This is a genomic window from Mesorhizobium sp. M0518 (assembly GCF_040321125.1).
GTDB lineage: Bacteria > Pseudomonadota > Alphaproteobacteria > Rhizobiales > Rhizobiaceae > Mesorhizobium.
The window spans coordinates 14,469-29,594 of record NZ_JAMYQY010000032.1; the positions used below are offsets into that span (position 1 = coordinate 14,469).

Sequence of the window (15,126 nt, forward strand, 5' to 3'; positions counted from 1 at the left end):
ATTGGCGACTGAAAGAGGTTCGCATGGACGCGCAGCTCGACGACAAGGCTCTCGAGAGTACGCTTGCCGAAAGTCTGGCCGATGTGGTGCCGGACACAAAAACTGTTTCCGAAGATGAATTTGTTGAAGTTGTCGGCGGCGCGCTGGAAGCGGTCGGCGGCACGCTGCTGTTCAAGATGTGCGTCCAGAATCAGGGCGAGGACCAGCACGTCGCGGCCGCGTCAGTCGGCGATGGCGGAAACCGCCAGTTCCTGCTGCTCACCTTGCCTACCGGCGGCGGTTCCTTGAAGGTCGAGACCGTATCGAGAAGCAGCAACCCGGTCGCCGGGATCGCTGCCGCCTATGCCGGTCTCATGGACGTATTCAAGGCCGCTGCCTGACAGCTGACGACAAGTATCTCGAGGGTTCCAAGGCGCGATCCATCGGCGTCGGCCCGGCAAGTTTTGCGTACTGGATGGCGATAGCGGCTTGCACAATGCGCTTGCGCGACACACCTTAAAGTCGACGCAAGGAGAGCCCCCGCATGGATCAGATCGCCAACCCCGCACCCGGTTTCCAACGCAACCCAGACAAAATCATCACCATCGAGTCCTATGCCGGCACCGTTACCGTGCGTGCCGGAGACATGGTCATCGCTTCAACAGCGAAGGCCAAGGTGCTGACCGAGGCCCCCTATCCGGCGGCGTTCTACATTCCGTTCGCCGACATCGATTTCGGCAAGCTCGGCCGCACCGACCACTCGACCCATTGCCCCTACAAGGGCGATGCAAGCTATTGGAGCGTGCTGCCTGCCGGGGAGACCGGCCAGAACGCCATGTGGGCCTATGAGCGGCCTTTCGACGAGATGGCTGAGATCCGCAACCACGGCGCATTCTATGCCAGCAAGGTCACGATCGAAGCCAAACCGGACTGAGCCGACGCCGAAGGCATCGAGATCCGCTCGGCTGGCCACTCACTCCGTCGTGCCGTTGTTGCCGATGCCTTCGGCATCGTCGAGCCGCACAAAGGTCAAGCCCTTGGCCTTGAGCGCCAGCAGCCCCTGCACCACGCCTTCGCCGGCCGCATGGGTCGGCTGGTTGATGTGCGAGATGATGACGTCGCCATCCTTGGCCGCCGCGATGCGCCGGGCGGTCTCCTTGGCGCCGAGCAAAGAGCCACCGTCGCCGTTTATCGAGAAACCCGCGACCTTGAAGCCAAGCTTGCGGATCATGGCGATTGCCGACGGGCTGTATTCGGCGGTTGCGCCACGGAACCATTTCGGTGCCGGCTCGCCGGTCCCGGCAAGAGCGGCGGCTCCCGATTCGACCTCGGCCAGCACCGCGTCCGGGCTGCCGGCACTGCGGATGCCATAGATTTTCCGCGGCGTGTCGACCGCCGGAATGTGGTGGCCGCCATGATTTTCCAGTTCGAACAGATCGGGATGCGCCCGCATGATTTCGACGGCGGCGGCGTTTCGCCTCAGCCAGATGCCGGTCACGAAAATGGTGGCGGGAATCTTGTTGTCCACCAGCGCCGAAAGTATCCGGTTGTCGGTCTGTCCACCGCACGCGTCGAGCGTAAGCGCCACACGGCCGGCTCCGCTCGCCTGCGACTTGATGTGCAGCGTCGGCTCGACGAGCGGCGCGGCATGGCTGGCGGATGCCATCGCCCACGACAGGGCGATCATGCAGAGATTTTTTTGCAGCAGGCGCATCAAACCGATTCCCGGACCCGTCATTTCAAGCAGGCATCCCAACGACCCGCATGAAGGCGGAAATCGGGATGGTGCATAGCTGAAAAGCGCTCCGCGACAATGTGGCCGTTCCTGTGGGCGACAGGTCATTCCACCGCGTCGAGAGCGGTCGTGCATGCGGCGCATGATCTCAGATGGCGTGTTCCAGTTTCATTTCGGTGCGCGAAAGAACCTCGCGCACCGCATCGACCACAGGCTTGACCTCCAGGCCCCAGACGCAGCATGCTTTGCTCGGATCCGGCGCGCGGCAGAGGTTTTCGGCCATGCAGGCGCAAGGCATCGGCGGCTGGAGCGAGATGCTGGGCACGCCGACTGGACCCCAGCGCGACGGCTCCGTCAGACCGAACAATCCGACAACCGGGGTTCCGGTGGCTGCGGCCATGTGCATCGGGCCGCTCTCATTGCCGAGAAACAGCCGAGCCTGTTTCAGCAACGCCAGCAGGCTTTCAAGCGACAGGTCACCGACGAGATTGACGACCGAGGGCGCGGTTCTGGCGACGATACGTTCGGCGATCTCGCGCTCGTCCGGGCCGCCCACCAAGACGACATCCAGGCTGGTCTCGCCGGCAATCTCGACGATCACTGCTGCAAACCGCTCCGGCTGCCAACGTCGGCCCTCGAAGCTTGCACCCGCATGCACGGCGATGAATGCGTTTGGCCGCAGATGGTGCTTACCCAGCAGCGCCAATGCTTTCGCCGTCTCCGATGGCAGCGGCTGAAGGTTCGGAATCACCGTGCGAAGTTCGATGCCGAGCGCTTCGAGCGGCGAGAGGTAGCGGTACAGGAAATGCTGACCATCAAAGCCGTAGGGCTTGGCAAAGACATTGGCGGGTTGCCGCTCCAACATACGCAAGGGTCTTTCGGAAGGATTGTAACCGACACGGGTCTTGGCGTTGACGAGCCCGGTGACCATGCGCGACGTCTTCGAATCGGTCAGGTCGATGGTCAGGTCGAAACGGAAGCGGCGTAACGCCCGCACCATGGCGTAGAGCTCCTTCCCGCGCTCCAAGGGCGTTCCGCGCATGCGGTCGCGCCTGAATGCGACCACCTCGGAAGCGATACCATGGGCCATGACGAAGCTCTCGAAGCGGGCCTCGCACAGAAAGACGATGCTGGCGCCGGGGAATTCGAGCCGCAGGTTGTTGGCGAGCGCCGAGGCGAGGACGAGATCGCCTATGAACTTAGTTTGGATGACCAGGATCGAGTGGAACGGCGCGGGAGAAATCTGCAGCATCTGTTTCCGGGAGCAATTTGCGGATGGCCGCAAATTGGGCAGGAACAATGTCGAGATTACGCGACGCCGCCAGCACGTTCGCGTGAATTGCCTTACAAAACGGTAAGCTGGATGGATCCTATCGGCGGCCTGCCTTCGCAACCAGCACCGCTGCCTGCGCGGCCGCCAGCCTGGCGATCGGCACGCGATAGGGCGAACAGGACACGTAGTCGAGGCCGACCTCTTCGCAAAAGCGGATCGAAGCCGGGTCGCCGCCATGTTCGCCGCAGATGCCGAGCTTGATGTCTGGCCGCGTCGCCTTGCCCTTTTGCGCGGCCATGCGCACCAGTTCGCCGACGCCGTCGATGTCGAGCGAGACGAACGGGTCCTGATCGATAATGCCCTTCTGGCGGTAGGTTTCCAGGAACGAGGCCGCATCGTCGCGCGAGATGCCGAAGGTCGTCTGGGTCAGGTCATTGGTGCCGAAGGAGAAGAATTCGGCCGACTCTGCAATGACATGGGCACGGATCGCGGCGCGGGGGAGCTCAATCATGGTTCCCGTGAGGTAATCGATCTTGACGCCGGTTTCCTCCATGACGCTCTTGGCAACCGCATCGATGCGCGCCTTGACGTAATCGAGTTCCTTCACCAGGCCGACCAACGGCACCATGATCTCGGGGACCACCAGGGCGCCGGCCTTCCTGCCGGCCTCCACCGCCGCCTCGAAAATGGCGCGTGCCTGCATCTCGGCGATCTCGGGATAGGAGACAGCCAGGCGGCAGCCGCGATGGCCGAGCATGGGGTTGAACTCGTGCAGCGCCTCGGTGCGCTGCCTGAGCTTGTCCGGCGACACCTTCATGGCGGCGGCGACCTCGGCCACCTCCTCCTCGGTCTTCGGCAGGAATTCGTGCAACGGCGGATCGAGCAGGCGGATCGTCACCGGCAGGCCGGCCATGATCTCGAACAGTTCGAGGAAGTCCGAGCGCTGCATGGGCAGAAGCTTAGCGAGTGCGATGCGCCGGTCCTTTTCGGTGTCGGCCAGGATCATCTCGCGCATGGCGACGATGCGCTCGCCGTCGAAGAACATGTGCTCGGTGCGGCAAAGGCCGATGCCTTCAGCGCCGAAGGAACGCGCCATGCGCGCGTCGAGCGGCGTTTCCGCATTGGTTCGTACTTTCATGCGGCGCACCGCGTCCGCCCATTCCATGATGGCGGCGAAATCGCCGGAAAGTTCCGGCTGCAGCATCGATACGGCGCCCTTCAATATCTGGCCATTGCTGCCATCGATGGTGACGATGTCGCCCTTGCGGAAGGTCGAGCCCATCGCCATCAGCGTGCCGGCCTTGTAGTCGACACGCAGCGAGCCGGCCCCGGAGACGCAAGGCTTGCCCATGCCGCGTGCCACCACCGCGGCGTGGCTGGTCATGCCGCCGCGCGTGGTCAGGATGCCTTCCGCCGCATGCATGCCGTGGATGTCTTCGGGGCTGGTTTCGATGCGCACCAGGATCGCCTTGCGGCCCTGCGTCTTCAATTCCTCGGCGTCGCCGGAGGAAAAGACGATCTCGCCGGTGGCGGCACCGGGCGACGCCGGCAGTCCGATGCCGATGACGTCGCGCGCGGCCTTGGGGTCGATGGTCGGATGCAGCAACTGGTCGAGCGAGGCCGGGTCGATACGGGCGACGGCTTCCTCCTTCGTGATCAGCCTGTCCCGCGCCATCTCGACGGCAATTTTCAGCGCCGCCTTGGCGGTGCGCTTGCCGGAGCGGGTCTGCAGCATCCACAATTTGCCGCGCTCGATGGTGAATTCGAGATCCTGCATGTCGCGGTAGTGCTTCTCCAGATTGTCGGAGATGGTGACAAAGGACTGGAACGCGTCAGGCATCAGCTTCTGCAGCGACGGCTTGTCCGAGCCGGCTGCGATACGCGCCGCTTCGGTGATGTTCTGCGGCGTGCGGATGCCGGCGACGACGTCCTCGCCCTGCGCGTTCACCAGGAACTCGCCATAGAGCATCTTTTCGCCGGTCGAAGGGTTGCGCGTGAAGGCAACGCCGGTGGCCGAGGTTTCGCCCATATTGCCGAACACCATGGCCTGGACGTTGACCGCCGTGCCCCAGCTTTCGGGAATGTCGTGCAGGCGGCGATAGGTGATGGCGCGGTTGTTCATCCAGCTCGAGAACACGGCTGATATCGCGCCCCAGAGCTGCTCGTGCGGATCCTGCGGAAAAGGCCTGCCGAGCTCTTCCTCGACCTTGGCCTTGTAGAGCGCGATGACGCCCTGCCATTCGAGCGCCGTCAGTTCGGTGTCGAGCTCGTGCCCGAGCCCGCCTTTCTGATCTTCCAAGATTTCTTCGAACACCTCATGATCGAGGCCCATGACGACATCGGAATACATCTGGATGAAGCGGCGGTAGCTGTCATAGGCAAAGCGCGCATCGCCGGAATCGGCGGCCAGCGCCTCGACCGTCTCGTCGTTCAGGCCCAGATTGAGCACGGTGTCCATCATGCCGGGCATCGAGGCGCGAGCGCCCGAACGCACCGACACCAGCAGCAGTTTCGACGGGTCGCCGAACCGACGGCCGGTCAGCCGGCCGATGTGATCGAGCGCGACCGCGACATCGGCTTCCAACCCGGCCGGATAAATACGGCCGTGGGCGTAGTACGCGTTGCAGACCTCCGTGGTGATGGTGAAGCCCGGCGGCACCGGCAGCCCCAGGCTGCACATCTCGGCCAGGTTGGCGCCCTTGCCGCCCAGGAGATTCTTGTCGCTGGCACGGCCTTCCGCCGCACCATCGCCAAAGGTGAAAACCCATTTGGTCATGCATCGCTCTCCGGTTGCAGGAGATTGGAAAGATTGGCGAAACGGAAAGTTCCGCCGGTCCGTCCTTGGAGCGATATGATGCTGCAGTGCGAAAGGCAAGCGCCGGCAAAGCGGTCGGCCTTCTACAATCGATTAAGCAAAAGCCGCGTCCGAAGATGCGGCAAAATGACTTGCCATTCCGAGGTTTTTGATGTAGAACATAAAGGGAACAAACAGGTGCGCCATGAAACTGCCCGGAAAACTCGACTATCTGGAAATGCCCGCGACCGGTGGAACGCTGGACCGGCTGAAGGCTTTCTACAGTACCGCCTTTGCCTGGTCGTTCACCGATTATGGGCCGACCTATTCGGCTTTTGCCGAAGGCCTGGACGGAGGCTTCCAGGCAGATGCCACGGAAGCGCCATCAAAGCCGCTGCCCGTGCTCTACAGCAGGGATCTGGAGCAAACCCTCGACGCTGTCGAAAGCGCCGGCGGCACGATCGTCAAACCGATCTTCCCGTTCCCCGGCGGCCGGCGCTTCCACTTCGTCGATCCAGCCGGAAACGAGATGGCGGTGTGGTCCGAATAGCCCGCTGCATATCATTTGGCAGTGCTGCGTTGCCTGCCCAATTCGAGCGTTCCAACCGTCACTCATAAGGATTGTGCTTTTTGGCTGCTCTGCTAATAACGCGCCGCACAAGCGACTCTGACGGCAATTGGGGCGTCGCCAAGTGGTAAGGCATCGGTTTTTGGTACCGACATTCCCAGGTTCGAATCCTGGCGCCCCAGCCATCCCGCTCAGGTCCGTTCCGGACACATGGGACCCGAGAGTACCTTTGCGATCTTCCATGAAGCCGGTCGGTTAATAGTTCGACTGCGTCATAAGTTCAGCGAAACCAACGCCATCGCGGCAAATTCGGGTCAGCATTTGCACATGATCTGGACAGTGTCGCCTTGAACATCTCCTTCTTTCCATACATAGGTCGGCCAGGTGGGTGGCGGCTCAACATGGAACTTCAATGAACCTTCCTATCTTCGCCATCAACCTCGATCGCGAGACCCAGCGCTGGAGCGAATTGCTTGCCAGCGCCGAAACGGCAGGACTGACCTTGCGGCGCATTGCCGCCGTCGACGGTCGGGCGCTTGCTGAAAAAGACTGGACGGAGATCGATCTGCCAGCCGCGCGCAAGCTGAGCGGGCGCGACATCCTTTCGGGCGAATATGCCTGTTACCGCAGCCATATCCAGGCGCTGGAAACGTTCCTGGCCGGTGGCAGCGCCCATGGCCTGATCGTCGAGGACGACGTCCTCTTCAGCGAAAACACCATGCGGCGCATCGAGGCCATCATCGCGGCGGTGCCGGATTTCGATGTCATCAAGCTGACCAACCATCGCATGAGCTTCTTCATGCGCGCGGTCGAGACAGTGGAAGGCGACGAGATCGGTCGTGCGCTGCATGGCCCGCAAGGCTCGGCCGCCGCCTATCTGGTGACGCGGGAGGGCGCGCAGGGTCTGTTGTCGGCGCTCGCCGTTATGAAAATGCCATGGGACGTTGCACTCGAGCGCTTTTGGGATACCGGTCTGAAAGTCTATTCGGTCCGCCAAAACGTGCTTGGCTTCGCCGCCAGCAGTGGGATCTCGGGCATAGCGGGCCCCTCGGGAAGCTACAAATCCGCAAGGCTGGGCGGGCCGAGCCGGATACGTGCCGGGGTGTTGCGGGCCAGCGACGAGCTGCGCCGCCTCCATCACGTCCTGCTGCCGCCCCCTCTGCCGCGAGATGCCCTGGATGATGCCAAGGACAACGCGCCGCGCCACACCTTGCTTCTGTTGCTTGCGGCACTCGCCATTCTAGCTTTGGTTTCCGCGGTGTGGCGCGAGGCCGACACCTACCGCTATGCGGGCCTGGCGCTGGCCCTGTTCGCGGTCATCCGCTGGTTCAGAGTGGATTTGTGGACCTACAGCAAACCGCTGATCGGTTGGGTCGGCTTTCTGTGTCTGGGCTGGTCGCTCTATGTCTTCATCCGACTGGCGATCGTCTATTTCGGCACCCACCAGTTGGGTGGCGCCGAAGGCATTTACATGTTTCCGCTGTTCTACGCGACGACCGGCTTCGCGTTTCTGCTGTTTGTCAGGCAACCCGCACGGCTCGTGCTCTGGTTCATGATCCTCAGTCTCGTCTTCCTGGCTGCGGACACCTTCTATTCGGACATGTTTCAAGGCATCCAACCGGCCCCGTGGCTTTTCAACAATCCCATCCACGCGTCGGTAGCGGCCGGTTTCATCTTCCTCTGCACGCTGCAATTCATGGCCTACTCGGCCCAGAGAACGGACCTCGGGAAAGCAACCAAGAACCTGCATTGGGTCCTCTCGACAGCCGTCCTGCTGCTTGCCCTCGTCAATATCATCGAGATGCGGTCAAAGGGAGTGTGGCTTGCGCTTGCGCTCGCTCTGCTCTTGTTGGCGGTCATGACCCTGGCGAGAGGCCATCGTCGCGAACTGTTGGTTTCGGGTGGCGTGCTGGTGATCGTGGCGGCCGGCATTGTCGCAGCACACAACATCTTCTCGTCCACCGCCGACGATACCATGGCATTCATCAAAACCTTGGTTCCGGATGTGTTCAGGCATGGGGTCCTCCCCGCCTTCGACCGTGCCATCGCGAGCGACGCGGTTCCGCTTGCAGCCAAGGAGAGGCTGATGCTGTGGGCGGATGCGATCAATATCTGGAAGCGCCACCCGATCTTCGGAGCCAGTTCCAGCTGGCTGACCGAATGGCAGAACAGAACCTATCATCCCATGATCTTCAACGTCTTCCACAATGGTTATCTGGAGATTGCCGTGCGCTATGGTGTGGTCGGATTGGCGTTCTTTGCCTTTCTCTACACCTGGTCGGCCAGGCAGGTTCTACTGGCCATGCGAGCCAAGCTTGTCGCTCCGGCCGCATGGTCCTGCTACATCTCCACACTGGTCTTCTTCGCCCTAAGCATCCTTACCAATTCCAACAACCGGCTGGCCATGGGTGAGGCCTTCATGTGGTTTGCCGCGGCGTTCGGCTTCTACTGTTTTTATGTTCGCCAGCAGAAGAACCTTGTCGCGCCGCGGACCTATTTTTAGGGTCTGCCGGCGCAGCACGTATCTGACCAGCCGATTGCGACCAATGCACCTTTGAGGCCCCGCTCAATTTCCCGATAATCGGGAAAGTCGATGCCAAAATCCATGGCTTATCGCCGGCAACCCCTTCGTTACGATCGACACGGATCACAGACAGGGGTTGTCACGGACATGCTGACTGACAGGCAGGCACGCGAAGCGGTGGAGCAGTACCGCGAGGAAGGATACGCGGTCGTTCGACAATTCGTCGACGGCGACGAGATGATCCGGCTGAAGAAGGAAACCGATGCGGTCTATGCCGACGGCCTCAAGCATCACGCCACCTTCCGGCACGGCAACCTGAATTTCCAGATCCTGCCTGAATCGGACTTTGGCCAACGCTATGTGCTGCAGGCTTACTGGTTTTCCTGGATCAATTCCTATTTCGAAGAATTCCGCCGCAATCCCGACTATCTGAAGCTGCTCGAGGGCCTGATCGGCCGTGACATAAGGCAGATCGCCCAACAGCTGCACTGGAAGCCGCCCGGCGCCAATGTCACGGGTTATCGCTTCCACCAGGATCTGCGCTTCCGTAACCAGGCCGCCTTCGACAATGTCGCCGACGCCACCGTGACAACAGGCCTCGCGGTCGATCGGGCGACGCTGGACAATGGCTGCCTTCAGGTCGTGCCCGGCAGCCACAAGCTCGGCTATCTCGGCCTGTCGGACGAGGGAACCGGCGAACTGATGAAGGGCCTGACCGCCGAAGAAGAGTTGCGCAAGGTCGGCATCGACCCGGCGACCATCGTTCCGCTGGTGCTGGAGCCGGGCGACCTTGCTTTATGGGGGCTGCTTACCGTGCACGGCTCCTCGCCCAACAAATCGCAGCACGACCGGGCCTTTGCGCTGTCCAGCTATGTGCGGGCCGATACGACGCAACGTGGCGAATGGGCGTTCAGGGACGGTGTTTCGGTGCCGCTCGGCAAGACGCCGGCACTGTGCAAATACGAAAAGCTCTTCGAGGAGCCGGGGCCGATGTACGACACCACCGCCTGGTGGAAATGACGCTGCCGCGTCGGGCGACGGGGGCAGAGGGGGCCTGGCGTTCGCGCCAGGCCCCTGACGGCGTTGGCCATGGGCAATCGCGCAGCATTTCAGGCGGTGAAGTCGGCCGACAGTTCGCGGATCAGGAAATCGACGAACGCGCGCACCTTGGCCGCAATATAGGTGCGGTGCGGATAGAGCGCGTAGATCGGGCTGGAGCCGGGGCGAAACTCATCCAGCTGCACTTCCAGCCGGCCGTGCCTGATCGCAGCGTCGACCAGCAGGCTGGGCAGGTTGCCGATGCCGAAACCGGCGGTGGTCATCTGGTAGGCGGCCTCGACGCTGTTGGTCGAGATGCGCCCGCCGACAGCCGCATCGAAAGGGCCGTCGGGTCCGATGAATGGCCACGTGCCAAGGCGCTTGGCGAAATTGCTCAGCACGCAGGAATGGCTTGCCAGCTCATCCGGGTGGACCGGACGGCCGTTTGCATCCCAATAATCGGGCGTGGCGCAGACATAGTTGCGGACTTCACCAAGCCGGCGGGCAATCAGGGCGGAATCCGCCTGACCGCCGAAGCGGATGGCCACATCGTAGCCTTCCTCGACAATGCCGACGACATAACGCGCGGTGAGGTCGAACTCGATCGTGGTGAGCGGGTTTTCTTCGAGGAATTTCGGCACCAGCTTGGTTATGCGCGTGTGGCCCAGAACATTGGAGCAGGAAACCCGGATCAGGCCGCGCGTCTCCTTGTGCAGGCCGCGCGTCGAATCCTGCAGTTCGGAAATGTCGTCGAGCAGGCTGCGCGCACGCGGAGCATAGTCGCGGCCCGCCTCGGTGAGGCTAAGACGCCTTGTGGTGCGATTGATGAGCCGGACGCCGAGGTCGTCTTCCAGTTCCTTGATGGTGCGGCTGACCGCCGTCGTCGACATGTTGAGATCGCGGGCCGCCGCCGACAGGCTGCCCAGCAGGCAGACTCGATCGAACACCCGCATCGCCGTCAGAAGATTCATCTTGCCTTCCCCTCGCCGTCGCGGCCCCGCCGCCATCGGCTGCGTCCTGTAGAAAACAGCGCCCAGCAACGACGCGGCAAGGGCATTCCACCGAATTTGGGCGTAAAATCAACAATGGGAGAACCGATATGACATCCAGACCTCTTCATCCGGCGATCGGCACATTTGCGAAAGGCGCGAAGAGCGGCGCGCTTGGCCGCCGCGAGTTCCTGGCGCTGGCCAGCGCCTTCGGCGCCAGCACCGCGATTGCCTATGGGCTCATCGGTCAGCCGGTCCCGGCGCGGGCCGAAGAAGCCGCCCAACCCAGGAAGGGCGGCGTGCTGCGTGTTGCCATGCAGGTGATGGAGCTGGAAGACCCGCGCAAGTTCAAGGTTTCGCAGATGGGCAACATCGCCATGCAGTTTCTCGAACCGCTGGTGCGCTGGAAGCCGGATTTCACCTTCGAGCCGGTGCTGCTGCAGAGCTGGGAGATCAATGCGGACGCCACGGAATATGTGCTCAAGGTGCGCCCGGGGGTGAAATGGTCGAACGGCGACGATTTCACCGCCACGGATGTCGCCTTCAACATCACGCGCTGGTGCGAGAAGGATGCCGCCGGCAACTCGATGGCCGGGCGCATGACCGCGCTGATCGATCCCGACACCAAGGTGGCGCGCACTGGTGCCATCGAGGTTCGCGACGGCCACACCGTGGTCCTGAAACTGTCTCAGCCCGACATCACCATCATCCCCGCGATGACCGACTACCCGGCATTGATCGTCCACCACACCTTCAATCCGAAGGCTGCGCCACTGTCGGCCAACCCCGTTTCCACGGGCCCGTTCGAACTTAAAAAACTCGATGTCGGCGTTGCTGCCTCGGTGCGCAAGCGGCCGGACGGGTCGTGGTGGGGCGGCGAGGTGTTCCTCGACGGCATCGACTGGACCGACTACGGCACCGACTCGGCCGCCACCGTCTCCGCCTTCGAATCCGGTGAGATCGACCTGAATGGGCAGACGCAGTCCTATGACGTCGCCATGCTCGACAGGCTGGGCCTGAAGAAAAGCGAGATCGTCACTGCCGCCACCCTGGTCTCGCGCTGCAACGTCAACGCCAAACCCTATGACGACAAGCGCGTGCGCAACGCCATACAGCTTGCGGTCGACAACGAAGCGGTGCTGCAACTGGGCGCCGACGGCATGGGTATCGTCGCGCAGAACGATCATGTCGGACCGATGCATCCCGAACACGCCGACCTGCCGCCGATCAAACGTGATCCGGTCCGGGCCAGGGCATTGCTCGAGGAAGCCGGCCAGCTCGATTTCGAGTTTGATCTGATCTCGGTCGAAGCCGATTACCGCAAGGAAAGCTCCGATGCCGTCGCCCAGCAGATGCGCGAAGCCGGCTTCAAGGTGAAACGCACCGTCATCCCGGAATCGGCATTCTGGAACGACTGGACGAAGTATCCCTTCGCGACCACCAATTGGAACGCCCGACCGCTCGGCATCCAGACCTATGCGCTTGCCTACCAGACCGGTTCGGCATGGAACGAGACAGGGTTCGCCGATCCCGACTTCGATGCCAAGGTCCACAAGGCCAACGCCATCGCCGATCCGGAGCAGCGCCGTGCGGTGATGAAGGAACTGCAGGTCATGCTGCAGGATTCCGGCATCATCGTTCAGCCCTACTGGCGAAAGCTGTTCTGCCATATGAAACCTGCCTTGATGGGTTACCAGATGCATCAGGCCTATGAGCAGGACTTCACCCGGGCTTGGCTCGCCGCCTGATCGCGGGCGACAGGGCGGCGCATTCTGCAGCGCCGTCTTTACCCTTGGTCACCGGGAAAGTTGCGGCGTGGCGCCGCCATCAAGAACGGTCGTGGAGCAGTGCGGGCTTCGCATCGGACACGATGCACAGATGCGCCCACACATGCCCTGCCATGGCAGGTCAGCAGGGACCTCAGGCCGCCACATCAGACCAGCCGGCACACCAAGCATGCGAAACATTCTGGTTTCTGCGTCTGTCATCGTCACACTCCGGTTCACAACTGGAGCTTACTTTTGCCTGACGGCAGCGAAACCCGCTTTCCCCGACAACGACCTTCCCGAAAACCGGGAGAATTCACGCCTGGATGCCAACCGGAAGACAAGACCCGCGGCGGCAGGATCGAGTCACTTGAGCGATCTTGCCGCCTCCTCCTTGTGATCATACCGGATCTTAACAGGCGTCCGTCGCGCAGTTTAGCGGAAATCGCCCGACTTGTTGTTACGCGGAACTCCGGTCTGCCGCGGACGTTAAGCCCGGCAAGACATTTCTTGCTGAAGCAAGAGCGAGTATTGTGAAGCGGACGCAACCAGTCCCGAGCCACACACGGCCTGTTGGATTTGACGCAATGGCATGTTGAAATGACGGAACAAGCGGAGTTATTCCCATCCGATTTGGAGATTCTAAATTGCCAGTCCGAATATGCTGCGTCTTTGGGACCTGGCAATTGCTCAGCTTGGTTGCCTCACTTCGCCAGTCAATAGCGGATGAAAGCTCGCCGCCGCAACAGGAGCATGAGGACTATCTTGTCCTTTATGAAACGGCCGGCGTTTCCGAGCATTTCAAGACTGATCTTGCTAAGCTTGCGTCTACAGTATGGACCTGGAAACGGATCATATGGGCATACGACCTTCTGACATCCGAGCGTAAATATGGGCAACTGCAAATTTTCCGGATCCATCATCAGATCCGAGCCACGATAGGTCTTGAAGTGAGTTCTGCAGATGAAATCTGGGCCTGCTTCGTTAACCGGCCATCGGAAAAAATACTGCTGGACTCATACCCAAGAGCCAAGATCGTTCTGTATGAGGATGGCTTGACATCATACCTTCCGTTTGAAGTGTCAACCATGGCACGGCCGCCAGGCACCAGGCTTCGAAAGCGCATCACCGGAGCCTTTATTGCAGGCCTCTCTGCAATTTCACCGGCGCTCCGTTTAAGGAAAATGGCTGACAAGATAGAAAGACGCCACCTGAAACGGGTGAGACTCTTTTACTCTTTGCTTAGCGAAATCCCCGTTCCATATGCTCTGGCGGATGTACCGAGATCGCAGGTCGGCGCTTCACTGATGCGCGATTTAATAGATGAGGTCAGCAGGGATGCGCTTTCCGGCGACAATGGAGATTGCCGTGCGTCAACCAACCCGCGGATCCTGCTGCTGGGCCAGGCATTGTCACGAAACGGCATAATGTCGTACGCGCAAGAGGCGGCGATCTATCGGCACATTGCGGAGCAGATCGTCGAGAGGGGATACGATATCGTCTGGAAGGAACATCCTAGAATAAGGGCGCCCTTCTTCCCCGAGTTGCTTGATGCGGTCGGAAATATGACATCCGACCCCAGCACCAGGATCACGGAGGCGAACCTTCCGCACACATACCCGATAGAGCTTATCGTATCCCGGATGAATATCGTTTGCTGCGTCTCCGGCACGTCAGCCGCCCTTCTTTATCTGAAATGGCTTTACGGCATCAAAGCATACACATTTGCAGAAACATTGATCCCGCTCATGACCGGCGCGGACATTTTAATGAGTGACATGGTAAGGACCCATGCGATGCCTTTTTCAGCGCTCCAATCTTCGAATGAGACACAAGCAGGTATCTGTTGAAGGCGGGTGTCCGGTTTAGTGACACGTATGGCACCCATGATATCCTGATGGATGCCATGCTCAGCGGGAACACGCGGTAACCAATGCTGGTTCGGTGCGGACAAGCCACATCGATAATGGCGACAAACTATTTTCTGGCCTGTTTTATATGAGACCGGCAGACTACGACGCCGTTGTGGGACCCGACAATCAGTCGTTTTAATCCAAGTATGTCACGCTCGAGGACAGAGCCGCGCTGTTTAATGATGCCTATGTCGACGACACCCACTTGGAGTGCGTTGAAACCGTCAAGTACGACAGGAATCTGCTGGTGTTGTTCATCAATTCGATTGAATCGGTCCACGGCGTCACAGTCCGCCAGCCCACAGCCAAATGCCGGCTTTTCGTCAATCTGGTTGGAGAAGTCGAAAAGCCGTTTTACATCAAAGGAAAAAAGATACGGCCGCGCTATGTTCCGGTGCACCAAAGCCAGGATGAAGCGGAACAAACCTGGCTAAAGAGGCTCAAGCAAAAATTGCGGCTTTGAGAGACACGCCGTCGATCTGAGTTTCAGCCTGAACCGCCAATACCGAGCCGGATTCGACCTTTGCGGCGGCCAGGCACAGATTGG

Annotated in this window: 12 protein-coding genes and 1 tRNA gene; 9 read left to right on the forward strand and 4 right to left on the reverse strand. The window is 60.8% G+C overall.

The window, feature by feature from the left end; all coding sequences use genetic code 11:
* The first annotated feature begins 23 nt into the window (after positions 1 to 23).
* Positions 24 to 380, forward strand: a complete 357-nt coding sequence (locus tag NKI66_RS30055) for a hypothetical protein (RefSeq protein ID WP_023808564.1) — start codon at positions 24 to 26, stop codon at positions 378 to 380.
* 143 nt (positions 381 to 523) lie between these two features.
* Complete coding sequence (locus NKI66_RS30060; protein ID WP_023808565.1) at positions 524 to 913, forward strand: DUF427 domain-containing protein; 390 nt, start codon at positions 524 to 526, stop codon at positions 911 to 913.
* A gap of 39 nt (positions 914 to 952) precedes the next feature.
* Here NKI66_RS30060 and NKI66_RS30065 read toward each other — a convergent pair whose 3' ends face one another.
* From NKI66_RS30065 to ppdK, 3 genes are all read right to left on the reverse strand, one after another.
* Entirely contained in the window at positions 953 to 1,693 is a 741-nt protein-coding gene (locus NKI66_RS30065) for a polysaccharide deacetylase family protein (protein ID WP_023808566.1), read from the reverse strand.
* Positions 1,694 to 1,862: 169 nt separating this feature from the next.
* A complete protein-coding gene (locus NKI66_RS30070) occupies positions 1,863 to 2,966 on the reverse strand; it encodes a glycosyltransferase family 9 protein (protein ID WP_023808567.1) in 1,104 nt (367 codons plus the stop codon).
* 118 nt (positions 2,967 to 3,084) lie between these two features.
* Positions 3,085 to 5,763, reverse strand: coding sequence for a pyruvate, phosphate dikinase (gene ppdK / locus NKI66_RS30075; protein WP_023808568.1), 2,679 nt, complete (start codon positions 5,761 to 5,763; stop codon positions 3,085 to 3,087).
* Between the two features lie 223 nt (positions 5,764 to 5,986).
* On the opposite strand from ppdK, the gene NKI66_RS30080 reads away from it, so the two are divergent.
* The 4 genes from NKI66_RS30080 (at position 5,987) to NKI66_RS30095 (ending at position 9,893) form a co-directional block, all read left to right on the forward strand.
* Complete coding sequence (locus NKI66_RS30080; RefSeq protein ID WP_023808570.1) at positions 5,987 to 6,331, forward strand: VOC family protein; 345 nt, start codon at positions 5,987 to 5,989, stop codon at positions 6,329 to 6,331.
* 128 nt (positions 6,332 to 6,459) lie between these two features.
* A tRNA-Gln gene (locus tag NKI66_RS30085) sits at positions 6,460 to 6,534 on the forward strand.
* Between the two features lie 227 nt (positions 6,535 to 6,761).
* Positions 6,762 to 8,852, forward strand: a complete 2,091-nt coding sequence (locus tag NKI66_RS30090; protein ID WP_023808571.1) for an O-antigen ligase family protein — start codon at positions 6,762 to 6,764, stop codon at positions 8,850 to 8,852.
* A 168-nt stretch (positions 8,853 to 9,020) separates the two neighbouring features.
* On the forward strand, positions 9,021 to 9,893 hold the full coding sequence (locus NKI66_RS30095; RefSeq protein ID WP_023808572.1) for a phytanoyl-CoA dioxygenase family protein: 873 nt from the start codon (positions 9,021 to 9,023) through the stop codon (positions 9,891 to 9,893).
* A gap of 89 nt (positions 9,894 to 9,982) precedes the next feature.
* On the opposite strand, the gene NKI66_RS30100 is transcribed toward NKI66_RS30095, so the two are convergent.
* Entirely contained in the window at positions 9,983 to 10,882 is a 900-nt protein-coding gene (locus tag NKI66_RS30100) for a LysR family transcriptional regulator (protein WP_023808573.1), read from the reverse strand.
* 128 nt (positions 10,883 to 11,010) lie between these two features.
* Here NKI66_RS30100 and NKI66_RS30105 point away from each other — a divergent pair, with 128 nt between their 5' ends.
* The 3 genes from NKI66_RS30105 (at position 11,011) to NKI66_RS30115 (ending at position 15,042) form a co-directional block, all read left to right on the forward strand.
* A complete protein-coding gene (locus NKI66_RS30105; protein WP_023808574.1) occupies positions 11,011 to 12,648 on the forward strand; it encodes an ABC transporter substrate-binding protein in 1,638 nt (545 codons plus the stop codon).
* Between the two features lie 665 nt (positions 12,649 to 13,313).
* The gene (locus NKI66_RS30110; RefSeq protein WP_280940275.1) at positions 13,314 to 14,516 is read left to right on the forward strand and encodes a polysialyltransferase family glycosyltransferase; all 1,203 of its coding nucleotides are present in this window, start codon (positions 13,314 to 13,316) and stop codon (positions 14,514 to 14,516) included.
* A 310-nt stretch (positions 14,517 to 14,826) separates the two neighbouring features.
* Entirely contained in the window at positions 14,827 to 15,042 is a 216-nt protein-coding gene (locus NKI66_RS30115; RefSeq protein WP_196815283.1) for a hypothetical protein, read from the forward strand.
* The last annotated feature ends 84 nt before the right edge of the window (positions 15,043 to 15,126 follow it).